Origin of the sequence: Dolichospermum flos-aquae CCAP 1403/13F, assembly GCF_012516395.1 — a bacterium.
Classification (GTDB): domain Bacteria; phylum Cyanobacteriota; class Cyanobacteriia; order Cyanobacteriales; family Nostocaceae; genus Dolichospermum; species Dolichospermum lemmermannii.
Window position 1 is genome coordinate 1,631,573 of the sequence record NZ_CP051206.1, and the last position, 25,216, is coordinate 1,656,788.

Genomic DNA, 25,216 nt, shown 5'->3' on the forward strand with positions numbered 1-25,216 from the left:
AATTTGACTATATAATTTGTTTATGAATAAATGTAGTTGCTTTAATGCGAGGATTAAAACTAGCTCCAGTTCGATTAGTCACAATCCACAAAAAAGATCGCCCACAATCTCGCATGACTCGCAGCAGAGATTCTGAATTGTCACCCAATGACGGCACAGCAATAGGTGTAACCACAATCCCTTGACTACCAAGGACAATAGTAGCGATAGCCCTTGATCTTCGGATATGATAATCCGATGTAATTAAATAAAGATGCTGTAACTTACTGTCAGCAAATTTGTTTACCAGTGTTGTGAAATTAGTTACTGTATCCGTCGCCGTGCCATCAAACCGTAATTGCCGATTAGGAACACCAAACTTTTCAAAAATCAGGCGATTATAATTTAAGTTTGATTCAAAATCAGAAACCCAAATATCTAAATTTCTGTGAGATTGCCAGAACTGGGCAGCAAATTCCATCCGACTACCATTACCACCCAATACAAGAATTGCTTGGGGTACAGGAACTTGGTGAAAGGCTATCGCTATCTTCACAGGAATTATGCCCACTAACACCAATATGATCCCGAAAACAAACCAAGCTAATTTAACCTTCCATTTCATAGGCTATCAAGTTCTACATAATTCTTCTTCCTCTTTCTTCCTCCTGACTCCTGACTCCTGACTCCTGACTCCTGACTCCTAACTCCTAACTCCTGACTCCTGACTCCTGACTCCTGCTATAGCTTCCAAAACTGTTCCCCGCAAACACACCCGATCTAAATTTGCGCCATTTAACTTCACTGCATCTAATTCAGCACAGAGTAAATTAGCTCCGGTCAAATCAGCCCCTGCTAAATTTGCTGCTCTTAAATCTGCTTCTTCAAGATTCGCTTCAATTAGTACAGCACCTTGTAGATCTGCACCGCTTAAATCTGCACCTTTGAGATTAGCTTCAGTTAAATTTGCACCTCGTAAATCTGCACATCGCAAGTCAACACTCTGCAAATTTACACCATGCAAATTAGCACCACTTAAAAAAGCACCCGCTAAAGACGCATCGTTGAGGATTGCTCCCATCAAGTTACTACCCCGTAAGTTGCTACCACGTAAATCCGCACTTGTCAAGTTAGCCTGCATCAAGTTTGCACCCATCAGGTTAGCCCGCAAGTCGGTTTCTTGCAGATTAGCCCCCATTAAATTTGCACCTTCAAAATGACCACCCTCTAATTTAGAACCAGTGAAGTCAGTCCCCACCAGTTTAGCCCCTGTTAAATTTATCTTCCTTAAATCTAGGTGAGATAGATCCTCATCTTCTAAATTTGCACCGGGGAGTTGTTTGTTTTGCCCTAATCTAATGGTTTCTATATTCATTTGCTGTACACTGAAATCTGCTCACTACTTTTGCTGTCGGTATCCCAACGGGAGTCAAGTAACCATAAACCGCTGCTGACCTTGGGTGTCATTATCGGTAAATCAAGCCCCTGTTGTAAACCCATTACTAATAAACCTAATGTATCTACAAGTTTAGGATCAAAGCGGGTAGATTGTTGTTTTCGACACTGATCTAAGGCTTGAGAAAATATCTCTGCTCCCCCTTTGCTAGAGTATTTATACTGGTTAACTTGTAGCTGAAATTCTGCAACCAATGATAAAATTCTTGATTCTAAAGGAATATCATCACCAGCTAAACCGGCGGGTTCGCCTGCACCATTCCACCATTCGCTTTGGTGGGTGATAATTTGAGCTATAGCCCGTAGTCTTGGCATGATTCGTAATGCTTGCGCTGCTGGGACGAGGGGACAAGCCAGAGGACAACTAGGAGATTGTTCTTGATAAGCTGTTGTTATATGACTGGGACTAATCAGGCTTTCGGCTTTTTGCAGTGGGTCTAAGCGATGCAACAAAGCAGCTAGGCGTAATCTTTTAATTTGCCATGCGGGTAAATCTAATAATTGCCCCATTGTTTCAACAATAGATGCTACTTCTGATGCGGCTACAGGATTGCGGCTATCTGCTAGATCAATCAACTGTGCCATCCGCAAAAATGCCTGAATTTCGTTAGATACCAAGTTACGATCTAGAAATTTTTGGTGAGATGCTGTGAGAATAGGTAAGTTACCTTGTCCGGTTTTGAGGTAATCAACAACACGAGAGACAACGGTAGCTACTTCTTCTCCTGGACAGATAGCTGGGTGAATTGCTTGTTTATATTGACTTAGTTTGAGTGCTAGTTCAGGATGATAGTCTTTGATATGAGCGATCGCTAACTCTGCGGTTTCTTCCACTAATTCCGGTTCAAATGTCCATAAACCGTAGAATTTACGCTCTAAATCGCAAGTTGGCAAACCATCCTTCCCATAGTCAGCTTCAGATAACTCTTGACAAATTACCATAGCTGTGTAGTCAGGAGCTAAAATCATCAAATGCCACTCCTGCGCCACAGGATCATCTGTAGCTAATCCCACCAAATCAATATTAGGTAATTGACCAGTAGGATGTTCGGCAAAACCAGCATCAGCCGCCGCCATAATCACAATTGCCCGGCTGTGTTGCGCGATATCTGCGTATCTTTGAGCCTCTTCCAGATACCATTTACCCTGCTGGAAAGCCGTAATCACCAAAGGATCATTATCTTTCGTTAAAATATGATCTTCCAAGGCATGGCAGAGAGACACTAAGGTATTTTTATAGTACACGCCAAAATGAATAGGTCTAGCACTATGGCGGTGAGATGCTTCTAACTGTTGAAGAATTGAACCTTGTAACATGGAATTAATTGGGGATTTCGGATAATAGGGCGGTTAGAAACCGCGTCTACACAGGCAAAACCCACACTTCGGCAAGCTCAGTGACCGCCTTCGTGGGTTCAATATCTTAAGTTTTAATTAGTCCGCACAGGCGGACTTCGTTTGTGTAGCCGCGTATCCCTAACGGAAGCGAGAGGCATCTTTCTGATCACCTGGGCTTATGTTTTCTATAATACGGCAGCCAATTGTTTTTCTGGTTTTTCTATGGGTGCAGAAAGTGCATCTTCCAAATCAGCGCAACCCAATTTGATTTCCAAAATATTCATCACTTCCCGTCCGAAGTCATTGGGATTTTGTCGCCAAGCTTGTAAGCAAACTTCACCAAAGAAAGAACCTAATGGTTCAGGATTCCAAAGGAGTTTTTTTGCTGTCCAAGGCATTAAACTCATCGGATCATAACCAGGTTTGAGAATCCCCTCTTTAAAGGCATATTCTTCTAAATGGGTATGGGGTTGGAGTCCAATAAAGAAAATAGCAGGTTCAACTTTATCAGCCCCAAAAATCCGTTCGAGTTCGCGGTGATAAGCAATAGTTTGGCGAATAGTTTCAGGACGTTCATCTATTACATTAAAGGAGTAGTTAACAGAAACTACATCATTGAAACCGGCGGATTTTAAATCACGACAATTTTGTAAAACAGTTCGTAAGTTATAACCCATTCGCATTTTGCGAACCAGTTCTTGAGAACCGCTTGTAATGCCGATTTCAAAATAATTCATGCCTGTTTTTACCATCAACTCACACAATTCGGGTGTTAAGTTGTCGGCTCTAATGTATGCTGCCCAATGAATATCTGACATTCCCGAATCAACGATTTTCTGGAGAAGTTCTACAGCATCATCAATGAATTTACGGGCGGGAATAAATTGAGCATCTGTAAACCAAAAGTTACGAATTCCTCGATTGTATAATTCTCGAATTTCCGCAACAACTTCGTCACTAGGGTTAATGCGGACTTGTTTACCCTCGACTACTGTATAAACACAATAACAGCAATTATGAGGACAACCACGTTTGGTTTGGACACCAATATAAAAATCCTGTTCTTGCAGGTAATAATTAAATTCTGGCCAAATGGTTTCGATGTAATCGTAATTACAAACTGTTTTTTCTAGGGGTGTAGGTTGTTCGTGAATTAGGCGTTGACGGGGTTGATTTTCCCCCACTACATAACAGCGCTCATCTCGAAAATCTTCACCATTAAGTAGTTTTGTCAGCAGGGTTTCTCCTTCACCTACAGAAATGATCGTTCCGGGCGGTGAGCTTTTACCCAACTGTTCATAAAAGACGCTAACTGCACCGCCACCTAAGACTACACGGGCTTGAGATTGATATTTTTGGGCGCGTTTTAAACCCCGTTTAACTAATCCTAAATTGCGCCATAATTCTACATAATAAGCAATAAAAATTCGTAATCCGCCAAAAGCACCACGCAATTTAATCAAGGGATTTTTTGCGTAGTAAAATTCAAAGGCGTTTTGGAGAGGATTACCGCCCCGTCCACCTACTGGCGCATAAATTTGAATATCCCGCCAAGAAAAGACGAGCAATGTGGGTTGAAACTCGTCAATAGATCTGTCTAAGGCAGAAGTATAATCTAGCGGGGGGATTGTGCCTAAGTCAAAAATCCGCTGTTCTGCATGGGGAAATAGCTTGTGAACATGATCTGCAAGATAGACAACACCAATGGGAAAGATGGGGTTACAGGGAAGGCGAACGTAGAGGATTTTATTTGCGTTCATACGTATTTAAACTGTAATGCTTGCCGTAGTTGAGAAAAAGAGAGTTATACCAGCATTATCTTTGACATTTCAGTTGTTTTGTGGTGTGCAAAAATTTTTGCCGTTAGCAATCAGATTGAAAGCGAAAACTGCACTGCATAAAATTTGCTTTTTATATTATGTGGATGGTGTTTATACCACGGGGATTAAAATCCCTCCTGTCGCGGCTGGTGAGCCATGTCGAACCATCCCTTTCAGGGAGCCAAGCCCCCGAGTTTCCCACTTACCGCGAGATATTATGAACAAAATTTTCATATACATTTACCATAACATCGAGTTTATAAATTTAGCGATGATTTTTAGTTGTAATTCTAGAGATAGAGTCAGAGATAATTCAACTTACCAGCGAGAATAAAGTTTGGGGATAAGAGGCTGAAATTCTTATCTACAAACTATTTACAGAGATTATATCGAAAATAAACAGCCAGATTTACGTTTATTAGCTATTTTGTAAAGTAAATATAAATTTATTTACAAAATTTTTAGAGAAACACTTGGTAAGCGAAAAACCCAGTGACTTCAGCCCTGAAAGTGTTAATCAACTTCGCTATTATTAGTTTCTGTGCTTTGCATAACCGTATCAAAACCCATTCTTTGTTCTGCATTTCGCAAAAAATAACCACTAATCATCGCAGATGCCAATAAGCGACCCAAATTTTCCCGATTAGTAGAAATAGTAATCCCGAACTGTTCAGAAGGTAAATTTCCTAAAAGTCCGATAATATTCCGTTCCATTACCTGCAAAACTTCCGTAGAAGTAGGTTTAGATAATTGGTTAACTGTTTCTGGACTTAATGATTTAACGTATTGCCATAATAAATTACTTGTTTCCGACTCACTATTAAAAAATTCTGATACTCGATTAGATTTGTTACTCACCTTTGACCTCCTGTACTGCCACTACTAACGACGGTGTTTGTGACTGGAATAACTGGTAGTTATTGCTGATTCTATTTAGTTAACTATTATATAATTCATGTCAACCAATCTAACAGTTTATTCCTTTCGAGGGAGTCGGTTTAACCGTACTAAAATGGGAGTGTTTTTCACCTATTTAGTGAGTATGGGTGGGGAAACTCCACCCACAAAGCAAAAAATAACTGACCATTGACTAATAACAACCGACTAACTGGCAAGGTACTCATTCATAGTGGCTTTAGATTTGCGAAGTTTGTTTAAAGCTTCGCGTTCAATTTGGCGGACTCTTTCCCGGCTAATATTCAAGACTTCACCAATTTTAGCCAGAGTTAAAGATTGTCCATCTACTAACCCAAAGCGGAGGGTAATGACTTCCTTTTGTTGGGGAGTGAGTTCTGACATGATCCGTTCTAAGTCATAGGAGAGGGAAGTTTGCATGACAAAATCTTCCGGTGTTGCCCCTGTGTCTTCTAGCATTTCTCCCAGTTCAGTATCATAGTTATCTCCTAACCGCAAGTCTAGAGATAATGGCAGACGGGCTTTTTCTAAGTATTCTCGCACCTGCTTGGGTGTTAAATCTAACTCTTGGGATAATTCCGCTACTGTGGGCGCACGTCCTAGACCTTGGGATAGTTGCCGCTGGGCTTTTTTAATTTTGTTGAGTTTTTCCGTAATATGAATGGGCAAGCGAATAGTCCGGGCTTTTTCGGCGATCGCCCGAGTAATAGCTTGACGTATCCACCAATAGGCATAGGTAGAAAATCTGTACCCTTTGGTGGGGTCAAATTTTTCTACACCTCGTTGCATTCCGATGCTGCCTTCTTGAATGAGGTCAAGTAAATCAACATTGCGTTTAATGTACTTTTTGGCAACGGACACAACTAAACGGAGATTGGCTTCTACCATTTTCCGTTTGGCTATTTCACCAACAGCGATCGCCTGATTTAATTCTGATACTTCTATATCAGAGGCTGCTGCCCATTCTTCTACAGTTGGTTCATGACCTAACTGGGCAGCAAGACCTTCCCGGATCTCATGCAAAGCAGTAGATCGTTGCACCTGTTTACCATAAAAAATTTCTTCTTCGTGGGTGAGGAGTGGCACACGGCCAATCTCACGCAGGTAAGTCCGCACGAGGTCGGTGGCTGATTGAGCGGTCTTCATGGCGCTACTCTTGGGTAATGGTGGGTTTGCTGATAGGGTCGTTAACGGAATAATGTTTTGAGTTGGTCACACCCGATCAACTCAGGTTACTCTTATTTGGGAAATTAGGTACTTTACTGCTAAAGGTTACACTTATCTCCTTGTTTCCACAAGTATCTATAGTTAGATACACAGTAGCAAGTCAAACATTTTTTGTGTTTTCGGGAATATTAATAATTGTAACATTTATGAGAATAACTTGACTATAGGGAAACCCGCACTTTGGCCGTAATTTGAGATCACCTCAGACGCTGAAATTACTGAATAGCATACATTTACTGGGATAACGATCAATTCTCTAGCCCGGAAATAGCTTCCTCATATTTGTTAAAATATCTCAATGATAACCATAATTATTCTTTTGTAACAATTGCTTAACGTTTTGTCAGTTGTCAGTTGTCAGTCGTTAGTTGTTCTTTGTTTTTCCTAGCCACTGACTACTGACCATTGACCACTGACAAAGGACAATTAACTCATGGGACAGTATTCTTGGATTACCTTGACATCTAAAGTTGTGTTTTGCAGGGAATAGATAGCAGCGGCTGTGGCTCTAGCACCTGCAATAGTGGTAATAATGGGGATTTTATAACCCAAAGCCGTGCGACGAATTAGCTTAGAATCGGCATGAGCTTCTTCTCCAGAGGGTGTATTGATGATGAGTTGAATTTTTTGATTTTTAATCGCATCCAGGACGTGGGGACGACCTTCATGGAGTTTGAGGACAGATTGAATTTCTAACCCTTGTTCCTGAAGAACTTGACGCGTTCCTTGGGTAGCCATGATTGTAAAGCCTAACTTAATAAACTCCTTGACTACATCTGCTGCGAGAGGTTTGTCTCTGTCACTCATAGACACAAATACAGTCCCCTCAAGCGGTAATTTTTCCCCTGCGCCTAATTCTGCTTTAGCAAAGGCGCGGCCGAAATCGCTATCAATACCCATTACTTCGCCAGTTGAGCGCATTTCTGGACCCAAAATGGTATCTGTACCAGGGAACTTACTAAATGGTAAAACCGCTTCTTTGACGGCAATATGAGAGGGAATGACTTCTTTTGTAAATTTCACTTCCTCTAAGGTTTTCCCCGACATAATTAAGGATGCGAGTTTGGCTAATTGTACGCCCGTAGCTTTAGATACAAAAGGAACTGTCCGTGATGCTCTGGGGTTAGCTTCCAAAATATACACTTGGGGAGAATAACCATTTGCACCAACTACAGCAAATTGAATATTCATTAATCCCACGACAGATAGAGCTTGTGCTAGTTGAACTGTCCATAACCGGATTTGGTTGAGGACTGCGGGAGAAAGGGAAATGGAAGGTAAGGAACAAGCTGAATCACCGGAGTGAATTCCCGCCTGTTCAATGTGTTCCATGATGCCACCAATGACAACATTACCAGTATGATCGGCGATCGCATCTACATCCACTTCAATGGCGTTTTCTAAGAACTTATCAATTAAAATCGGGTGATCTGGTTCTACTTGCACAGCAAAGGTCATGTAGCGTTCTAATTCAGTATCAGAATAAACGATTTCCATCGCTCGTCCTCCCAATACATAGCTAGGACGCACTACCACAGGATAACCAATGCGCTTGGCAACAATCAAAGCATCTTCATAACTTCTCGCCATACCATTAGGCGGTTGAGCGATATTCAATTCTTGCAGAATCTTTTCAAAGCGTTCCCTGTTTTCCGCCATATCTATAGAATCGGGAGATGTTCCCCAAATCTTGGTGATACTATTGGAGTTTTGTAAATATTCTTGCAGGGGAATGGCTAATTTTAATGGTGTTTGTCCACCGAATTGGACAATTATCCCCACGGGGTTTTCGGCTTCAATGATGTTGAGAACGTCTTCTTTAGTTAATGGTTCAAAATACAGGCGATCGCTGGTATCGTAATCTGTAGAAACTGTTTCTGGGTTGGAATTGACCATAATTGTTTCATACCCGGCATCATGTAGAGAATATGCAGCATGACAACAACAATAATCGAACTCAATTCCTTGACCAATGCGGTTTGGTCCACCACCCAAAATCATCACCTTGGGTTTATCTGTTGGTAATACTTCCGTTTCTTCTTCGTAGGTAGAATAGTAATATGGGGTCAGAGCCTCAAATTCAGCAGCACAGGTATCAACGGTTTTGTAAACGGGGATAACTTCTAGCTGTTTGCGATAGGTGCGAACTTCATCTTCTTTGGTTTTTGTAGCATAGGCTATTTGGCGATCGCTAAATCCATTTCTTTTGACATCATACATTTGCGCTTTTGTCAACTGTTTTAAGGGCGTGCGTTTGAGAAATTTTTCTATTTCTAGAATTTCTTGCAATTTATCTAAAAACCAAGGGTCAATTGCTGTCAGTTCGTAGATTTCCTCATTACTCATTCCCAACTGCATAGCATGACGCACAGAAAAGATGCGTTCTGGGTTAGGAGTCCGCAATTGAGCGCGAATTTGTTCCCCACTGGGCAATTTTTCGGCTTTATCACAACCCCAACCAGCGCGTCCGGTTTCTAGGGAACGCAAAGCTTTTTGGAAGGATTCATTAAATGTCCGGCCAATAGCCATTGCTTCTCCCACAGACTTCATTTGGGTAGTTAAAACCGCTTCTGAACCAGGGAATTTTTCAAACGCAAACCGGGGAATTTTGGTAACCACATAATCAATTGTTGGTTCAAAACAAGCGGGAGTTTTTTTGGTGATATCGTTTTGCAATTCATCCAAAGTGTAACCTACAGCTAACTTAGCCGCGATTTTCGCAATGGGAAAACCTGTAGCTTTAGAAGATAAAGCCGAACTACGAGATACACGGGGGTTCATTTCAATTACCACCACGTCACCATTAACGGGATTTACGGCAAACTGGATATTAGAACCGCCGGTTTCGACACCAATTTCGCGGATAATTTTAATGGCCATATCCCGTAACCGTTGATATTCTTTATCGGTCAGGGTTTGGGCAGGGGCAACGGTGATAGAATCTCCGGTATGAATCCCCATAGGGTCGAGATTTTCGATAGAACAGATAATCACGACGTTATCGGCTAAATCCCGCATTACTTCTAGTTCATACTCTTTCCAACCCAATAAAGATTGGTCAATGAGAATTTGGGACACGGGACTAGCGTCAATCCCTACTTGCGCCATTTCTTCAAACTCTTCTTGATTATAGGCGATACCCCCACCAGTCCCCCCCATTGTAAAGGCTGGACGGATAATTAAAGGATATGTGCCAATTTGGAGAGCGATCGCTTTTGATTCATCTAAAGTGGAAGCTGTACCACTGGGACACACTGCCACCCCAATCTTAGCCATAGCTTCATTAAACAGTTTTCTGTCTTCGGCTTTTTCAATTGCGGGTAACTTCGCACCAATTAACTCGACATTATATTTGTCTAAAACGCCATTTTTCGCTAACGCTACAGCCAAGTTAAGGGCAGTTTGTCCTCCCATTGTTGGCAACAAAGCATCTGGACGTTCTTTGGCAATAACTTTTTCGACTATTTCCGGTGTCAGCGGTTCAATATAGGTGCGGTCGGCTGTTTCCGGGTCGGTCATGATTGTCGCTGGGTTGGAGTTTACCAGCACGACTTCATAGCCTTCTTCTCGCAAGGCTTTACAGGCTTGAGTTCCAGAGTAGTCAAATTCACAGGCTTGGCCAATTACTATTGGACCTGAACCTAACAGGAGTATTTTTTTGAGGTCTTGACGACGGGGCATAGTTTTTACCTTAGATGACAAAAATACAAATCTTGACTATTTTAAGGGTCTTTATGTCCTCATTATCAACTTTTCCGGGTAGCGGTTGCGTTAAGGGGAAGAATTTATGGGAATGGGGGATTTTTGGTAATGGTTTTTACGTTTTTTTCTCACGCAGAGGCGCAGAGGCACTCCAGAGAATTTAATTGTTTATTTATTCGTTATGGATTATGACAATAAAGCTGCACAGATAATTAATTTATCTTTCTTTATCTGCGTTTATCTCCGTTCATCTGCGTTCAATTATTTATTGTTAGATATATAAAATAGGCAATAAAAATAATTGCTTTTAAATGCCTGATATAGAAAATGGCAGAAATGGTAATTTACTCTTTTCTGCCAAAAGAATTAATTTTGTAAAATTCTCAATTACTAAAATTTTCTCTGTCTTGATTTTGTTAAATTAAGATTATGAGAAGTTTAATTTTGAGCAAGTTGCACAAAACCCAAGGTTAAGCTATCTTTCGCTAGGAAGTGAGCTAAGTGATAAGCTCTTTCTTCAGTTTTTAAGAGGATTTTTTCGTATAAGTAGCGTGTGCCTCTATCACCTAAACTCTCTGCCTGTGCGGCTTGACGGCGAATTACTCCAATTAATGCTTGTTCGGCAATTAGGTTATTTTCTACCATCTTCCGAGCAGAAAACACGCCATCTGCTTCTGGTTCAAAACAGCATAATTCAGCTAATTTGCTGAAACTTGCTGCGGGTATACCGCCCAAACCATTCAAGCGCTCGCCGATTTCATGGATGTGATCTTGTACTTCTTTGTAGCTGGCGTTAAAAAATTCATGCAGTGAATTGAATTCTGCACCTTCAACTACAAAATGATGTTTTTGGTATTGTAAGTACAATGCCTGAAAACTAGCTAATACGACATTAAATCCTTCAACAACTGGGGCGGTAACACTGTGATCTAGTAATACAGGATTGTCGTAAACCTGACCAAAATTGTGTAATATAGTTTGCGTATCAGACATGGTTTTTCTCTCTTTTTAACAGTTATGATTTTTAACTGCTTACCTCTCACATATTAGCATTTTCAAAATAAAATCAAGGCTACTAAATCTAAAAAATTTTGGCATTATTACCAATCATAAGTATTAATTTCTTGCCTATATCTGTGCTTAAAGATATATATTTGGTATTTATCTTGACTTCATTCTCAAAGTGTGCATATCTCTCTATAAATAAAATATGAGATTTTTTCTCAAAATTAATGACAATATTTTGCAGTTAGTGTATTCTAAAGAAAGAAGCTAGACTCCGACTAACTCGCAAATTTAGGCTGTGGGTTTCTAGTTTTACTGCAATTTTATGGCATTTTGAGGGCTACTCGCTTGAAATCTTCTAGCTCAGACACAGATAAAAAGCACGTTATTGATATAAGTTGGGCAGACCGTTGGCAGGTTTATCAACGCTTACAAGAATTAGATATAATTTGTGTTTGTGAAACTAACCAGCCTTTAATGGTAGAAATAAATAACCCCACCGCAGCTATTCAACTTTGGAGTGTGATTCAACAATTTACTGCTTCTCGTCAAGACTTGATTGGAAATATTGAAAATTGTTGGTGGAAAACGTCGGAACTGTGATTTTTGTGATGATGATTTTTTTACTTCTGACTCTTAACCATTATTTATAGTGAATGAGAAAACGTCGGAACTGTGATTTTTGTGATGATGATTTTTTTACTTCTGACTCTTAACCATTATTTATAGTGAGCGAAGTTGAACCATGAGTATATCTACTAATGCAGCAGTAACGGAATTTTGTTTTGAAGGCAGATTTCTGGATTTTGTGATCAAGGATGGATATAAGCTAAAAGGTTTGTTATTGGGAACTTCTGAGGGTGAATGTTATATAAAATTAGCCAAGCATTTACGGAGTGCTTTTGATTTGCGTTTACCTCAAGGGACTTGGCTGCAAGTTGTGGGGACAAAACAATACAACGCGAAAAAAGATCAGGTAACTCTGGTAGGGGAACGAGTTATGGCTGCAAGTGCTGATATGGGAACAGTTGCAGCGCAAATTCCAGCTAAGACGAAACCAGCTAAAACGCAAACAATTCTAGTTTGTCAAAAATCTGATTGTATGAAGCGTGGTGGTAAAACTTTGTGTCAAGCCTTGGAGTCGGAGTTAATAAATAACGGTTTAGAAAATTCAGTCACTATTAAAGGTACTGGCTGTATGAAGAACTGTAAAGCCGGTCCTAATTTAGTGATGCCCGATAAAACTCGTTATAGTAAAATTAAAGCTGAACAAGTTCCAGATTTGATAGATAAGCATTTTTCTGGGGACATTCGGGAGAAAGCAGAGGATATGGTAGTAAATATTCCCAGCTTTGTGGAGGTTTAGTAAATATAAGATCCCCGACTTCTTTTATTTATTATCTCCATAAATGATAAATTGATCTCAGAAGTCGGGGATCTGGGTATCAACAAGTGCTATAGCTAAATACCTTAATACCTGTTTCAACTATATTTCTCCTCTAGGTAATTAACATAACTTTCCTCTGAATTTTCTGATTCTAAGCGAATTACACCTATGAGGCTTTGTGTCCAGGGGTCAAGTTTAGATAAGGTTTCTAGGGTAGGTTGAGGAGGAATAGAAGATAGTGTTTCTTGTTGAATTGATGCTAGTAAGGTTTGTACAAGAGTCCAACGTTCTTTGATTGGTAATTCTAATACCTGTTCTTGCAATTCTTGTAATTTAATCATTACTTTGTGGTTAAATTGACTATTCACCATTATAATAGATAAGAAGATATAACAAACATATTTGTGTTAATCTTTTGCCAGTAAAGAATAAGGAATAATTTGATTTAAAATTTCTCCTAAATTCCTTTTTGCTTCCATTATTTCATAAGCATTTTGCAATCGTAAAAAATAACCATCTGAAAGTCTAAAATAGCGACAAAGGCGTAAATCTATATCTGCTGTCATTTTAAGTTTACCTGTAATAATTCCTTGAATAGTAGGATAAGTTAAACTTAAATTAACAGCTAAAGTATTTTCGCTGATGTCTAATTCTTCTAAAAATTCATATTTTAAAATTTCACCAGCATGGGGATTATGTAGTAAGTTATTTTCCATGACTTTTTCTCCTAATGGTAATCCACTATTTCTACATTATAAGCATTTCCATTTTCCCAAATGAAACAGATCCGCCATTGCTTTGTAATACGGATACTGTATTCTCCCATTCTATCTCCAGAAAGGGCTTCTAAGCGATTTCCTGGCGGGATACGCAAGTCATCTAAATTAGCTGATGCTTCTAGTTGTCGCAATTTGCGTAATGCTCGTTCTTGGATATCTACTGGTAATTTTCTTGAACTTACCCCCTGCCATATTTTTTCGGTTTCTTTACAACTAAAGGAAACAATCATTACTTTTAATTATTTATTATCATTAATTCTACGTTACGGTGTTATTAATTGTTGTTGGGTTTCCTTGCGTCAACCCAACCTACTAAATTACTACATTATAAGCATTTCCATTTTCCCAAAAGATCCCCGACTTCTTTTCAAGATTTTTCTAGTCAACAAATAATTAATCTTAGAAGTCGGGGATCTGAAAAATGAAGTGCGGAATATGGGTTATAGAGGATAAACTATCTGCATAAACTACTCCATCTATTAAATTAGCTCATTATCTGATAAAAATTAAATTAATAGAGATAAAAATTAGGTTACTAATTGATAGTAACCTAAACAATCATTTGGTAAAAGATTCAAGATAAAATCTCTATTTTATTGTTCAGAGAGATGAATTGTTGAATCGAGAACAGCAATTAAAGGCTTTTGCATCTGTTTTGAGAAAGCTTGTTTTTGCACCACAAGCCAAACCCGAAGAGAACAGTGCTACCAACAACAGGGAGCGCGTCGGTTTCCCAGGGAACTGCTGTAACAACGACATTATCCAAAGCAGGCCCAGTGGCGGTATTATTGAGACTGGCAAAGGAAAGGGTAGTACTATTACTATCGGCTACAAAACCAAAGGTTTGGGACAACCATCCCATATTCGCCAAAGTTTTCCCCGTAACATCAAAGTTAAAATCCTGGGAACTTCCCCCAGCCGACAGCCTTAATGTTTTAACTGTTGGACCATCTTGCACATTACCAGCCAAATCGAAACCAGCCAAATCGAAGCTAACTGAATACTGATTTCCTGGCTGAGTCACAAAAGTTTGTGCGATACTCCCAGCTTGCGAACCACTTAAATCTAAACTAAAACTACCATTGGAATTCTGCCAATATTCGTTGATATAATCAACATTTCCATTGGTAACTGTCCAATCATTAATGGCAGTTGAACCATTCGATAGGTTTTTAATAGGAAAACCACTGCCTAATGATGAATTTTCAAAGCTACCATTTTTGATCAAATTGATGGCTGAGGCAGGATTGGTCGCTAATAAAAAAGAAGCAGAGAAACCAGTTAGAGTAAGAATCTGAAACAGTTTAATGGGAAATGTTTTCATTGTAATTATGAAGATACAGCAAGTTCAGCTTGAGTGAGGTACACCTTATTACTATGATAACTCATACTACGTATTTGTGTCAACTGCTGATGCTATAGCAGTCTTATTTGAGTCTTGAAGGGGTTTTTAACTAACCACTCCAGACACAGACAACACAGAAACCAGAAGAGTCATCTATAACTAACTCTCAATTAGTCTTGTTTTATTTAATGGTATTTAAAATTGCTTATGCAGTGAAGACAGTTCTTCCTCGTCAATACTATGATAACACAGTCCTGGCTTCGTGTCAAGAGACTTCTTTCTTTTAAACGCGAAAAAATAATGTTTTTGAAATCTGATCATGTAGCGAAGCCATATTATCCTATTTATTTACTGCTAATAACTGGGAGTTTTCTAATCTTGACAGCCACTTTTCTAAATAAACTTGAATGGCTTTTTTCTCAGATGAATCTTGAGTATCCAATGGATAAGGTAAAAGTCCTAAAATTGCGGCCGTGGTGACGCAAAACATGGATTTTTGGAAACTCATACAAATTTGTACCCGCAAATCATCTTCACACCTGAGACTGCGACGATAAATATTATGTAAATATTCTGGCAAATAATGACGCATATCCTGCATTAATAATGTGGGAGGAATTCCTGCACCACCAATAGGTAAAGGATCGGCGTATAATGCACCATATTGGAATCGAGATTGATCTGGAGGAACTTGATATGCTTGAGCGTTTAAAGACACTGTTCCTAAAAATGGTGTACCTCTAAAAAATACGGCTTCTACATAAGGAACTGCGGTATCTGCAAGGAAGGTTAAACCAACTGATTTGGGAATCAGATCATAGACTTTATCGTCTATTTTGACACTGTATGTAATTGGTGTCATTGCATCTGCAACTAAAGCCAGTTTAATATGTTCTACAACTTGGGGAATTGATTTAATTTGTCCGTTGTCATAGCGATCTGATAGACTCAGAAACATATCCGCCATGACTCGCCAAAATTGACCTAAACCAGTGTAATAAGCGGAGACTCGTAACTGTTCTATTAAGAATTCGGGAAACAGTTCATTAAGTCCCAAAATCAGGGGATTATATTTAAATTTAGCAGTAATAACAGCTTTTGCTCTATCTTGAAATTCTTTAGTATCTAAATATGCGTCTAAACCACCACCACCATGCCACATCATGGTTTTCATGCAATATTCGGCATATTCAAAATTAATCCGATCATGCCATAAATGACGGATTAATTTAGCAAAAGAAACATCACCATCAAAATATTTAAAGAAGGGAAAAAATATTAAAAATTGATGTTCAGCAATGTAGATAAGATTTTTAGAATAAGCATCTAAAACCACTCCATAACTTTTGAGAATACCAACAACTTCTAAAACGTTTTCGGGACTATCTTTGAGTAATGCTTCTCCAGTTTGTAAGCGTTGAATATATTCAGCTAGGGGGTTGTAGGTGGGATTTTTTTGAGTTTTCATGATGTCAATTCTCCTGGAATTCAACTGTCTTAACTATGATTTTTGGGATTTTTTTGATTTGTTTGATGATCTGGTTGTGGTGATTATCTGCCTCCACTGTCTTAACTATGATGTTTGGGATTTTTTTGATTTGGTTGATGATCTGGTTGTGGTGATTATCGGCCTCCACTGTCTTAACTATGATGTTTGGGATTTTTTTGATTTGGTTGATGATCTGGTTGTGGTGATTATCGGCCTCCACTGTCTTAACTATGATTTTTGGGATTTTTTTGATTTGGTTGATGATCTGGTTGTGGTGATTATCGGCCTCCACTGTCTTAACTATGATGTTTGGGATTTTTTTGATTTGGTTGATGATCTGGTTGTGGTGATTATCGGCCTCCACTGTCTTAACTATGATTTTTGGGATTTTTTTGATTTGGTTGATGATCTGGTTGTGGTGATTATTTTTCTCGGAAAGTTAAGAATCCAATAGTTCCCGACTTGCTACTAGATGATGATTATTCGTTTTTACCATTGTAGTAATTGTGGCTTGGGTATAATGGACTAACCAATTAGGTTGAATGCCGAAAATAACGATCGCTACTGCTAAAATGATGGCAGGGATGCGATCGCTCCAATACACACGAGGCAAGTTCATCACTGCTGCTGATAACCGCCCAAAAAAGGCACGATTCAGGAGAATTAGGAAGTAAACCGCAGTTAAACCATTTCCGAGCATTGCTAACAATGTTTGTACCGGAAAAACTGCAAAACTGCCCCGAAAAACAATAAATTCGGAAATAAATCCCACCATTCCCGGTATACCTGCACTGGCCATAACGGCAAAAATCATTAAACTACCAATCACCGGTAAACCTCGTTCTGGGTTTAATAGTCCCCGAATGACATTTAAATCTCGACTACCAGCTTTTTTGTAAACAACTCCCACCAACAGAAATAACATAGCGGATATTAATCCATGACTAATCATTTGCATTACTGCCCCCAAGACGCTGAGGGGTGTTGATGCGGCTGCTGCTAACAAGACATAGCCCATGTGGCCGATAGAACTATAAGCCACCATTTTCTTCATGTCTGTTTGCGCGATCGCACAAGATGCCCCAAACAAGACGCTAACTACTGCCCATGTAGCTAACCAAGGTGCTGCATAAGCCCAAGCATCTGGTAATAAATTCATGCCAAATCGCAGTAAGCCATAAGTCCCTAATTTTAATAATATCCCAGCCAACAGCACAGATATGGGTGTGGAGGCTTCCACGTGGGCATCTGGTAGCCAAGTATGGAAGGGAACGAGGGGGATTTTAATACCAAATCCTACTAAAATGCCGACAAGGAGTAAAATTTGCGTTGCTAAGGGTAGAGATTGAGCGTTTAATGTTGCTATGCCAAAACTAGGAGAACCACTCAACCAAACCATTCCTAAGAAACTGGCTAAAATAACGATTCCTGAAAAAGCTGTATAAATCAGAAATTTCGTGGCTGCATAACCTCGTTTTTCACCTCCCCAAATCGCAATTAGCAGATATAGAGGTATTAATTCCAATTCATAAAACAGGAAGAATAATAATAAATCCTGTGCTAAAAATGCTCCAGTTACTCCAGCACTTAATAGCAGAATTAGAGAGTAGTAAAATCTCGGACGTTGCTGGGATTCATCGCTGCTATAAATAGCAATACAGGTTAATAGTCCATTAAGAATTAATAAAGGTAGTGATAAACCATCTATCCCCAGATTGTAGTTTAAGCCAATAGCATCTACCCAAGGTAAGGATTCAGCAAATTGTTGACCAATTTCTCCAGGGTTAAACTGAGTTGCTAGGAAAATAGTCCATGCAAAAATAATCACGCTAAAGAAGAAAGCAATGATTCGGGATAGTTTACCAGAGATGGTAAAAGGATAGAAACCAATAAAAGCCGCACCAATTAACGGCAGTAAAATCAATGTACTCAGCATAGGGGAAGAGGGAATAGGGAACAGGGAACAGGGAACACAGGAGAGAAATATTCTTTTGCAACTGACAATTGACAACCGAGAACGGAGAACGGACAACTGTACGGGCGAAGCATTTGGAGAACTATTTTTGGCAATGACCGATAATTTATCTTCCAAATGCTTCGCCCCTACTGACAACTGACAACTGACAACTGTACGGGTGAAGCATTTGGAGAACTATTTTTGGCAATGACCGATAATTTATCTTCCAACAACTGTACGGGCGAAGCATTTGGAGAACTATTTTTGGCAATGACCGATAATTTATCTTCCAAATGCTTCGCCCCTACCGACAACTGACAATTGACAATTGACCTAAAAAGGCAATTTGTCGAATAAACCCAATGAGAAACTAATGGCAAAACCGAGGATGCTAATGACAATGAGGATTGTTAGCATATAGCCTTGGGATTGACCAGAAATGCTGTATTTCAAACTTTGTCCGCTAAAAATCGCAGCAAAGCCGACTAAGTTGACTAGACCATCTACCAAAAAGCGATTCGCTCCACGCGGATATCCTCGATAACAGCGCCACAGCACTTACAATCGTTAAGCGATAAATGCGGTCTATGTAAAAATCATAGCCTAATAAATCTTGGATAAATCTCCAAACCAAAATTCTCGACCTTGACCAGGCTTTGTGGAGATGAATTGTTGCGCCAATAGTTACTCCAGCAACCGTAGAAGCGACTAAAGATCCAACTATATACCAATCGAGGCTTTCCCAACTAGGTAATAAATACCATTGCTGTAGCATCAGCGGTAATAATAGAGTGAGTATAGTTAAAGTCACCATTGGTAATGCCATTGACCAGGCAACTTCTGGAGCGCGGCGGGTTTTTGGTTGGGGTTGTCCCCAAAAAACTAACCGGAATACCCTAGTTAAATTCAAAGCCGTTAAGCCATTAACTAAGATTAAAACCACAATTACCCAAGGGCTAATTTTGACTAAGCCATCAGCCCATGCTATCATTGCCCAAAAACTGCCCAGTGGTAGTAGTGTTACCATACCTGCTGAACCGACGACAAAAGCTGTGGTTGTGGCTGGCATTCTTGACCACAAACCCCCCATTTCAGTCAAGTCTTGGGTTTGAGTAGTATAGATAACTGAACCAGAACTCATGAATAACAAGGCTTTGGCAATGGCATGACTCAGAAGTAACATTAACGCCACTCCACCCTGTTCCAAGCCTACCGCTAAAAATACCAATCCCATGTAAGCACTGGTGGAATGGGAGAGCGATCGTTTAATATCAATTTGGGCAATAGATACCAATGTTGCTCCCACTGCTGTCATTATCCCCAGCACCACTAAAGTATTTAAGGCAATGGGGGACAAAGATAATAATGGTTGAACTTTGTAGAGAAAATAAGCACCCCCACCTACCACTAGAGAGTTTCGCATCACCGAAGCTGGGTTCGGTCCTTCCATCGCTTCGTCTAACCACAGGTGCAGGGGAAATTGGGCGCACTTACCCGCAGGACCAGCAATTAAACCTAAACAGAGTAAAGTTGATGTGACTGGATTTAAATCAGCAGTTTGCGCCCACTCATACAAATCCGAAAAATTTAAGCTGCCGGCTAAAGTAGAAAGAGTCACTACAGCCATCAATAGCAACAAATCTCCTACCCGCTTCGTTAAAAAGGCATCTCGCGCTGCGGTCACTACCAAGGGTTGAGCATACCAAAATCCGACCAGTAAATAAGTAGAAAGGGTGAGAACTTCCAGCAAAGCATAGCTGAGAAACAAGGAATCACTAATTGCTAGACCGCTGAGGGCGGCTTCAAAAAATCCCACCAGACCAAAAAACCGGGCTAAGGACCAATCTTTTTCCATGTAGCCTAGTGCGTAAATTTGCGCCAACAGACTTAATCCAGTAATTAAAACTGTCGCCCCCACACTGACTACGGAAATTTCTAAAGCAAAAGATAATTGAAAATCAGCAGCTTGAAACCAAGTAATTACTAAATTTTCTTGATCCCGATTCCAGATATCTTTAAATACTAATAAACTATGGACAAAACCGAAGATGGTAGTCAATAAGTTCAAGTAGGCCGCAGGTCTTGGTCCTGTACGTTGGATGATTCCTATGCTCCAAGGCAAAGTTAAAATTGCCCCTAGTAAGCTATAAAGAGGCACGAACCAACTTGTTAAAAATAGAAACTCATTCATCTAATATTTTCCTTGACAACTCAGTTCCGATTCTCTTAAACAGCCTTTAAATAATCATTTGCTCAAAAAACAATATCTTTGAGAAAATCTATGTTTTCTTAATTTTTCTTAGCTCAATATGCCTAAGCACATTTACTTTAGATTAGCCTATTGTTGAGCTATTAAATATAATTTAACATTTTAGATATTCTAATAATTGTTGAACAACATTTTTTATTTTTCTGCTTTTTTTAAATTTGTTTTTTAGATACATTGGTAAAATTTGTAGATTTTTACCCACTGTTTATGGCAATAGCGAATCACAGGAAAGATATAGCCAGTAGCTCGTCTGTCCCATATATAGCGCTCACCAATCCTCCTCATCAAAGAATTAGCTTGGGCTATGAACTATAGTAATTCTCAAACTGATAAAGAAATTATAAAGCATAAGTTGTCACTGTAGGGATCAGTAAACTTTAATGTCACAAAAGACCCTATAAAGTTTTGTTAACTTTTTTTAATCTATTTTATTACAAACTATTATAGTAATTTATGTTGCCAGGGATGCCAAGGTTTCATAAGCTAAGATGTGGCGGTATTTTGGAATCAGGATGAGCATCCCCGTCCAAAATTTCCATCCATAGTTCTAATTCGATTAATTTTTTAGGAGTTCTGCGATGCCAATTGCAGTTGGAATGATTGAAACTAAAGGCTTTCCCGCAGTAGTAGAAGCTGCTGACGCAATGGTGAAAGCCGCCCGTGTGACTTTAGTAGGATATGAAAAAATTGGTAGCGCTCGCGTTACAGTCATTGTCAGGGGAGATGTTTCTGAAGTGCAAGCTTCGGTAGCTGCTGGCGTTGAAGCGGCAAAAAGAGTCAACGGTGGTGAAGTGGTATCTACCCATATCATTGCTCGCCCCCACGAAAACTTAGAATATGTCTTGCCAATTCGTTATACAGAAGCCGTAGAACAGTTCCGCGCTTAGTTTAAATCTGGTACAAGTAAAAATTTAATTTAAGGACAAAAACAAATGTCAATTGCAGTAGGAATGGTAGAAACTCTAGGCTTTCCAGCCGTAGTCGAAGCTGCTGATGCCATGGTAAAAGCTGCTCGTGTTACCTTGGTGGGTTATGAAAAAATCGGTAGTGGTCGGGTAACAGTTATCGTGCGTGGTGACGTTTCCGAAGTTCAAGCTTCCGTAGGTGCGGGAGTGGAATCAGTTAAGCGTGTTAACGGTGGACAAGTGCTATCTACCCACATCATTGCTCGTCCTCACGAAAACTTGGAATATGTCCTCCCCATTCGTTATACCGAAGATGTAGAACAATTCCGGGAAGGTGTTAACACAATTCGCCCTTTCGGTAGAAGACCATAATTAATAATGCAAATTGCCAGAGTTCGTGGCACAGTAACTAGCACCCAAAAAGATCCCAGTCTGCGGGGTGTGAAGCTACTAATGTTGCAATTAATAGATGAAAATGGCAATCTCCTGCCAGTATACGAGGTAGCAGCCGATAACAGTGTAGGGGCAGGAGTGGATGAGTGGGTACTTGTCAGTCGTGGCAGTGCTGCTCGTCAATTATCAGGTAATGAACAACGACCGTTAGACGCAGCAGTAGTGGCAATTATAGACACCATTTACGTTGAAGATCGTGTAATTTACAGCAAAAAAGACCAGTTATAGATAGTCAGGGAAGAGGGAAGAGGTGACAGGTGACAGGTGACAGGTGACAGGGAACAGAGAAGAAGTAAAAACTGACAACTGACAACTGACAACTGACAACTGACAACTGACAACTGACCACTGACCACTGACCACTGACAAAAAGCTTATTTCAGGAGGAATCTCGCAATGGTAGTCCGCAGCACGGCGGCACCCCCAACCCCGTGGTCAAGGAGTTTAGCAGAACCAAACATTCATGAAACTGCATTTGTCCACTCTTCTTGTAACCTCATTGGTGATGTCAATATAGGTGCAAATGTAATTGTTGCTCCGGGGACTTCGATTAGAGCCGATGAAGGGACACCTTTTTGTGTTAGTGAAAATACTAATATTCAAGATGGTGTCGTTATTCATGGGTTGGAGCAAGGCCGAGTCATTGGTGATGATGGCAAGGAATACTCAGTATGGGTTGGGAAAAGTGCCTCCATTACCCACATGGCACTGATTCATGGACCTGCTTACGTTGGCGATAGTTGTTTTATTGGCTTTCGTTCTACGGTATTTAATGCCAGGGTGGGTGCAGGCTGCATTGTGATGATGCACGCCTTAATTCAGGATGTGGAAATTCCACCGGGTAAATACGTAGCTTCTGGATCAGTAATTACTACCCAGCAGCAAGCGGATAGATTGCCAGATGTCCAAGTGCAGGATCAAGAATTTGCTCACCATGTAGTCGGGATTAATCAAGCTTTGCGGGCTGGTTATCACTGTGCTGCGGATAGCAAGTGTATTGCGCCCATTCGGGATGAACTTAATCTTTCCGTAGCTAAATCTTATATAAGCATTGAAGTCGAAGAGTTAGAAAGGAGCAGTGACGTGGCGAGCTATAGCTTAGGTGCAGAAACAGTAGATCAATTACGTTATCTACTAGAACAAGGATTTAAAATTGGGACAGAACACGTAGACCAAAGACGTTTTCGGACAGGTTCTTGGCAAAGTTGTCAAGCCATTGCAACTCGGTCTTTAGGTGAAGCTGTTTCTGCTGTAGAGTCTTGTTTAAGAGACCACAGCGGCGAATATGTGCGTCTATTTGGGATTGACAACAACAGAAGACGGGTATTAGAAACTATTGTTCAACGTCCTGAAGGTGTTGTTGCTGGTACATCTAGCTTTAAAGCCCCTGCTGCTGCATCTGCTGGCAGTTACAATGGTAATGGCAACGGTACTGCTGTTGGTAGTGCCAAACTGAGTGCGGAAACTGTAGATCAAATCCGGCAACTTTTGGCTGGTGGTTTCAAAATTGGGACAGAACACGTAGATGAGCGCCGTTTCCGTACAGGTTCTTGGGATACCTGTCAACCAATTGAATCTAATTCGACTCAAGCAGTTGTGTCTGCTTTGGAAGAGTGCATTGAAACTCATCAAGGCGAGTATGTACGTTTAATTGGGATTGACACCAAGGCTAAACGTCGCGTATTGGAAGCAATTATCCAAAGACCAAACGGACAAGTAGTATCTTCTGGTAGCACCAAATCATTTACCAGTACAAGTTCTGGAACTGCAACTGCAACGGCGACAGCTACCAGCACCCGTTTAAGTAGTGAAATAGTCGGTCAATTGCGCCAACTGTTGTCCAGTGGGGCAAAAATTGCAATTGAACACGTAGATCAACGCCGCTTCCGCACAGGTACTTGGACAGTTGCGGGTCAAATTCAGGCTACATCTGAAAGAGAAGCGATCGCTGCTTTAGAAGGATATGTTTCTGAATATCCAGGCGAATATGTGCGTTTAGTTGGTACTGACCCCAAAGCCAAACGTCGCGTATTAGAAGCAATTATCCAACGTCCATAAAGAGGCAGGGTGCAGGGTGCAGAGAGTAGGGGAGAACATTTTTTTCCTTCTTCTTTCTAACCACTGACAACTGACAACTGTACGGGCGAAGCATTTGGAGAACTATTTTTGGCAATGACCGATAATTTATCTTCCAAATGCTTCGCCCCTACTGACAACTGTACGGGCGAAGCATTTGGAGAACTATTTTTGGCAATGATCGATAATTTATCTTCTAAATGCTTCGCCCCTACTGACAACTGACCACTTCCGGCTTCCGAGGTAATAAATTCCATGTCTGTATCGCTGCTACGCCTGGGCGATAGATTTGATGCTCATATTCATGGTAACGTGATTATTCATCCCAGTGCAGTCATAGCTCCTGGGGTAGTTTTGCAAGCAGCTACTAATAGTAAAATTGTGATTGGTGCTGGTGTATGCCTGGGTATGGGGTCAATTCTCCAAGTAAGTGAGGGTATTCTAGAAATAGAAGCAGGAGCAAACCTGGGAGCCGGTTTCTTGATGGTTGGTGAAGGCAAAATTGGGGCTAATGCTTGTATTGGTGCAGCGACAACGGTTTTTAACTGTTCCGTAGCACCAGGTCAAGTTATTCCCTCTGGTTCAATTTTGGGAGATAATAGTCGGCAGATTGTTGAACCTTCAGCGGTACAACTAGAACCCACCAATCCTCCCCCAGACAAACCAGAGGAATCCGCCGAAAAACTTGAATCTCCTCATTCTCAACCAGAGAAACAGGAAAAAGTATTTTCCTCAACTCAACTATCGGTTGCGGCTTTTCTGGAGTTTAAACACCAATCTACGCCTGTATCTCCACCTTCACCTACACCGAAAAGCCAGTCTCCACCAGAGTCAGAAACGGCTGTGGTGGGTGATGCTACGTCGGTTGAAACTACGCTCCCAGAGTCTACAGAAACTACCACTGAGGACATAGAACCCAGCGAGTCTGATCTGGAAACTCACAATATTTTTGGCACGCAAATTTATGGACAAGGTAGCATAAATAGGCTGCTGAGTACATTATTTCCCCATAGACAATCTTTGGGCAACGAAAACTCTAACAATTCTTCAGGTTAAGTGTTAAGTATGAAGTGTGAACTTAAGTCCATATTGAAATGCTAGTTTTCATTCTTCTA

At 40.3% G+C, this 25,216-nt stretch carries 25 protein-coding genes and 1 pseudogene; 8 read left to right on the plus strand and 18 right to left on the minus strand.

The features are described from left to right. Positions 1-7 precede the first annotated feature (7 nt). The 8 genes from HGD76_RS07975 to dpsA form a co-directional block, all read right to left on the minus strand. On the minus strand, positions 8-604 hold the full coding sequence (locus HGD76_RS07975; protein ID WP_148764267.1) for a YdcF family protein: 597 nt from the start codon (positions 602-604) through the stop codon (positions 8-10). A gap of 78 nt (positions 605-682) precedes the next feature. Further along, on the minus strand, positions 683-1,354 hold the full coding sequence (locus HGD76_RS07980; RefSeq protein WP_168695450.1) for a pentapeptide repeat-containing protein: 672 nt from the start codon (positions 1,352-1,354) through the stop codon (positions 683-685). After that, the gene (locus HGD76_RS07985; protein WP_168695451.1) at positions 1,351-2,751 is read right to left on the minus strand and encodes a DICT sensory domain-containing protein; all 1,401 of its coding nucleotides are present in this window, start codon (positions 2,749-2,751) and stop codon (positions 1,351-1,353) included. The genes HGD76_RS07980 and HGD76_RS07985 overlap by 4 nt, the downstream gene beginning before the upstream one ends. Positions 2,752-2,957: 206 nt before the next feature. After that, positions 2,958-4,532, minus strand: a complete 1,575-nt coding sequence (locus HGD76_RS07990) for a photosystem II high light acclimation radical SAM protein (RefSeq protein WP_168695452.1) — start codon at positions 4,530-4,532, stop codon at positions 2,958-2,960. Positions 4,533-5,105: 573 nt separating this feature from the next. Then, a complete protein-coding gene (locus tag HGD76_RS07995; RefSeq protein WP_015080421.1) occupies positions 5,106-5,450 on the minus strand; it encodes a DUF760 domain-containing protein in 345 nt (114 codons plus the stop codon). A gap of 246 nt (positions 5,451-5,696) precedes the next feature. Further along, positions 5,697-6,653, minus strand: coding sequence for an RNA polymerase sigma factor, RpoD/SigA family (locus tag HGD76_RS08000; protein ID WP_168633548.1), 957 nt, complete (start codon positions 6,651-6,653; stop codon positions 5,697-5,699). Positions 6,654-7,160: 507 nt separating this feature from the next. Then, positions 7,161-10,415 carry a carbamoyl-phosphate synthase large subunit gene (gene carB / locus HGD76_RS08005; protein WP_168695453.1) on the minus strand — a complete coding sequence of 1,085 codons (3,255 nt, stop codon included), beginning with the start codon at positions 10,413-10,415 and terminating at the stop codon, positions 7,161-7,163. Between the two features lie 459 nt (positions 10,416-10,874). After that, positions 10,875-11,429 (minus strand): DNA starvation/stress protection protein DpsA, encoded by a 555-nt coding sequence (gene dpsA, locus HGD76_RS08010; protein ID WP_015080424.1) that lies wholly within the window; start codon positions 11,427-11,429, stop codon positions 10,875-10,877. Between the two features lie 360 nt (positions 11,430-11,789). Between dpsA and HGD76_RS08015 the strand changes: the two genes are divergently transcribed. Both HGD76_RS08015 and HGD76_RS08020 read left to right on the plus strand, forming a co-directional pair. Continuing rightward, entirely contained in the window at positions 11,790-12,044 is a 255-nt protein-coding gene (locus tag HGD76_RS08015) for an Asr1405/Asl0597 family protein (protein WP_168695454.1), read from the plus strand. 142 nt (positions 12,045-12,186) lie between these two features. Next, positions 12,187-12,807, plus strand: coding sequence for a (2Fe-2S) ferredoxin domain-containing protein (locus HGD76_RS08020; protein WP_168695455.1), 621 nt, complete (start codon positions 12,187-12,189; stop codon positions 12,805-12,807). Positions 12,808-12,923: 116 nt separating this feature from the next. Here the strand turns inward: HGD76_RS08020 and HGD76_RS08025 are convergent, their stop codons facing one another. The 5 genes from HGD76_RS08025 to HGD76_RS08045 form a co-directional block, all read right to left on the minus strand. Continuing rightward, on the minus strand, positions 12,924-13,169 hold the full coding sequence (locus tag HGD76_RS08025) for a hypothetical protein (RefSeq protein ID WP_233467100.1): 246 nt from the start codon (positions 13,167-13,169) through the stop codon (positions 12,924-12,926). A 66-nt stretch (positions 13,170-13,235) separates the two neighbouring features. Beyond that, positions 13,236-13,544 (minus strand): HigA family addiction module antitoxin, encoded by a 309-nt coding sequence (locus HGD76_RS08030; protein WP_168695457.1) that lies wholly within the window; start codon positions 13,542-13,544, stop codon positions 13,236-13,238. A gap of 11 nt (positions 13,545-13,555) precedes the next feature. Further along, complete coding sequence (locus tag HGD76_RS08035; RefSeq protein WP_168695458.1) at positions 13,556-13,837, minus strand: type II toxin-antitoxin system RelE/ParE family toxin; 282 nt, start codon at positions 13,835-13,837, stop codon at positions 13,556-13,558. 404 nt (positions 13,838-14,241) lie between these two features. After that, entirely contained in the window at positions 14,242-14,931 is a 690-nt protein-coding gene (locus HGD76_RS08040) for a choice-of-anchor C family protein (RefSeq protein WP_168695459.1), read from the minus strand. A 361-nt stretch (positions 14,932-15,292) separates the two neighbouring features. Continuing rightward, positions 15,293-16,420: a CO2 hydration protein CupB gene (locus HGD76_RS08045; protein WP_168695460.1), complete on the minus strand. Its 1,128-nt coding sequence runs from the start codon at positions 16,418-16,420 to the stop codon at positions 15,293-15,295. A 58-nt stretch (positions 16,421-16,478) separates the two neighbouring features. Here HGD76_RS08045 and HGD76_RS08050 point away from each other — a divergent pair, with 58 nt between their 5' ends. After that, positions 16,479-16,895, plus strand: coding sequence for a hypothetical protein (locus tag HGD76_RS08050; protein WP_210967741.1), 417 nt, complete (start codon positions 16,479-16,481; stop codon positions 16,893-16,895). Here HGD76_RS08050 and HGD76_RS08055 read toward each other — a convergent pair. The 3 genes and pseudogenes from HGD76_RS08055 to HGD76_RS08065 form a co-directional block, all read right to left on the minus strand. Then, the gene (locus HGD76_RS08055) at positions 16,881-18,377 is read right to left on the minus strand and encodes an NADH-quinone oxidoreductase subunit M (protein WP_168697395.1); all 1,497 of its coding nucleotides are present in this window, start codon (positions 18,375-18,377) and stop codon (positions 16,881-16,883) included. The two genes, HGD76_RS08050 and HGD76_RS08055, sit on opposite strands and share 15 nt — an antisense overlap. A gap of 167 nt (positions 18,378-18,544) precedes the next feature. After that, a complete protein-coding gene (locus HGD76_RS25255) occupies positions 18,545-18,712 on the minus strand; it encodes a hypothetical protein (protein ID WP_233467102.1) in 168 nt (55 codons plus the stop codon). 19 nt (positions 18,713-18,731) lie between these two features. Beyond that, a pseudogene (locus HGD76_RS08065) lies at positions 18,732-20,589 on the minus strand (NAD(P)H-quinone oxidoreductase subunit F). A gap of 656 nt (positions 20,590-21,245) precedes the next feature. On the opposite strand from HGD76_RS08065, the gene HGD76_RS08070 reads away from it, so the two are divergent. The 3 genes from HGD76_RS08070 to ccmL are packed head-to-tail and all read left to right on the plus strand — an operon-like array spanning position 21,246 to position 22,253. Further along, entirely contained in the window at positions 21,246-21,554 is a 309-nt protein-coding gene (locus tag HGD76_RS08070) for a carbon dioxide-concentrating mechanism protein CcmK (RefSeq protein ID WP_015080434.1), read from the plus strand. A gap of 45 nt (positions 21,555-21,599) precedes the next feature. Then, complete coding sequence (locus HGD76_RS08075) at positions 21,600-21,944, plus strand: carbon dioxide-concentrating mechanism protein CcmK (protein WP_015080435.1); 345 nt, start codon at positions 21,600-21,602, stop codon at positions 21,942-21,944. Between the two features lie 6 nt (positions 21,945-21,950). Further along, entirely contained in the window at positions 21,951-22,253 is a 303-nt protein-coding gene (gene ccmL, locus HGD76_RS08080) for a beta-carboxysome shell vertex protein CcmL (protein ID WP_168695462.1), read from the plus strand. Here ccmL and HGD76_RS08085 read toward each other — a convergent pair. After that, positions 22,248-22,394 (minus strand): hypothetical protein, encoded by a 147-nt coding sequence (locus HGD76_RS08085; protein ID WP_168695463.1) that lies wholly within the window; start codon positions 22,392-22,394, stop codon positions 22,248-22,250. The genes ccmL and HGD76_RS08085 overlap by 6 nt on opposite strands. 27 nt (positions 22,395-22,421) lie before the next feature. On the opposite strand from HGD76_RS08085, the gene ccmM reads away from it, so the two are divergent. Further along, the gene (ccmM, locus tag HGD76_RS08090; RefSeq protein ID WP_168695464.1) at positions 22,422-24,083 is read left to right on the plus strand and encodes a beta-carboxysome scaffolding protein CcmM; all 1,662 of its coding nucleotides are present in this window, start codon (positions 22,422-22,424) and stop codon (positions 24,081-24,083) included. Positions 24,084-24,139: 56 nt separating this feature from the next. Here ccmM and HGD76_RS08095 read toward each other — a convergent pair whose 3' ends face one another. Beyond that, entirely contained in the window at positions 24,140-24,358 is a 219-nt protein-coding gene (locus tag HGD76_RS08095) for a hypothetical protein (RefSeq protein WP_168695465.1), read from the minus strand. Here HGD76_RS08095 and ccmN point away from each other — a divergent pair. Continuing rightward, positions 24,357-25,157: a beta-carboxysome scaffolding protein CcmN gene (gene ccmN, locus HGD76_RS08100; RefSeq protein WP_168695466.1), complete on the plus strand. Its 801-nt coding sequence runs from the start codon at positions 24,357-24,359 to the stop codon at positions 25,155-25,157. The two genes, HGD76_RS08095 and ccmN, sit on opposite strands and share 2 nt — an antisense overlap. The last annotated feature ends 59 nt before the right edge of the window (positions 25,158-25,216 follow it).

Coding starts and splice junctions, on each gene's coding strand:
- HGD76_RS07975 (WP_148764267.1), bottom strand. CDS start 604: ATGAAATGGAAGGTTAAATTAGCTTGGTTTGTTTTCGGGATCATATTG.
- HGD76_RS07980 (WP_168695450.1), bottom strand. CDS start 1,354: ATGAATATAGAAACCATTAGATTAGGGCAAAACAAACAACTCCCCGGT.
- HGD76_RS07985 (WP_168695451.1), bottom strand. CDS start 2,751: ATGTTACAAGGTTCAATTCTTCAACAGTTAGAAGCATCTCACCGCCAT.
- HGD76_RS07990 (WP_168695452.1), bottom strand. CDS start 4,532: ATGAACGCAAATAAAATCCTCTACGTTCGCCTTCCCTGTAACCCCATC.
- HGD76_RS08000 (WP_168633548.1), bottom strand. CDS start 6,653: ATGAAGACCGCTCAATCAGCCACCGACCTCGTGCGGACTTACCTGCGT.
- carB (WP_168695453.1), bottom strand. CDS start 10,415: ATGCCCCGTCGTCAAGACCTCAAAAAAATACTCCTGTTAGGTTCAGGT.
- dpsA (WP_015080424.1), bottom strand. CDS start 11,429: ATGTCTGATACGCAAACTATATTACACAATTTTGGTCAGGTTTACGAC.
- HGD76_RS08020 (WP_168695455.1), top strand. CDS start 12,187: ATGAGTATATCTACTAATGCAGCAGTAACGGAATTTTGTTTTGAAGGC.
- HGD76_RS08025 (WP_233467100.1), bottom strand. CDS start 13,169: ATGATTAAATTACAAGAATTGCAAGAACAGGTATTAGAATTACCAATC.
- HGD76_RS08030 (WP_168695457.1), bottom strand. CDS start 13,544: ATGGAAAATAACTTACTACATAATCCCCATGCTGGTGAAATTTTAAAA.
- HGD76_RS08035 (WP_168695458.1), bottom strand. CDS start 13,837: ATGATTGTTTCCTTTAGTTGTAAAGAAACCGAAAAAATATGGCAGGGG.
- HGD76_RS08040 (WP_168695459.1), bottom strand. CDS start 14,931: ATGAAAACATTTCCCATTAAACTGTTTCAGATTCTTACTCTAACTGGT.
- HGD76_RS08045 (WP_168695460.1), bottom strand. CDS start 16,420: ATGAAAACTCAAAAAAATCCCACCTACAACCCCCTAGCTGAATATATT.
- HGD76_RS08055 (WP_168697395.1), bottom strand. CDS start 18,377: ATGCTGAGTACATTGATTTTACTGCCGTTAATTGGTGCGGCTTTTATT.
- HGD76_RS08070 (WP_015080434.1), top strand. CDS start 21,246: ATGCCAATTGCAGTTGGAATGATTGAAACTAAAGGCTTTCCCGCAGTA.
- HGD76_RS08075 (WP_015080435.1), top strand. CDS start 21,600: ATGTCAATTGCAGTAGGAATGGTAGAAACTCTAGGCTTTCCAGCCGTA.
- ccmL (WP_168695462.1), top strand. CDS start 21,951: ATGCAAATTGCCAGAGTTCGTGGCACAGTAACTAGCACCCAAAAAGAT.
- ccmM (WP_168695464.1), top strand. CDS start 22,422: ATGGTAGTCCGCAGCACGGCGGCACCCCCAACCCCGTGGTCAAGGAGT.
- ccmN (WP_168695466.1), top strand. CDS start 24,357: ATGTCTGTATCGCTGCTACGCCTGGGCGATAGATTTGATGCTCATATT.
- HGD76_RS08095 (WP_168695465.1), bottom strand. CDS start 24,358: ATGGAATTTATTACCTCGGAAGCCGGAAGTGGTCAGTTGTCAGTAGGG.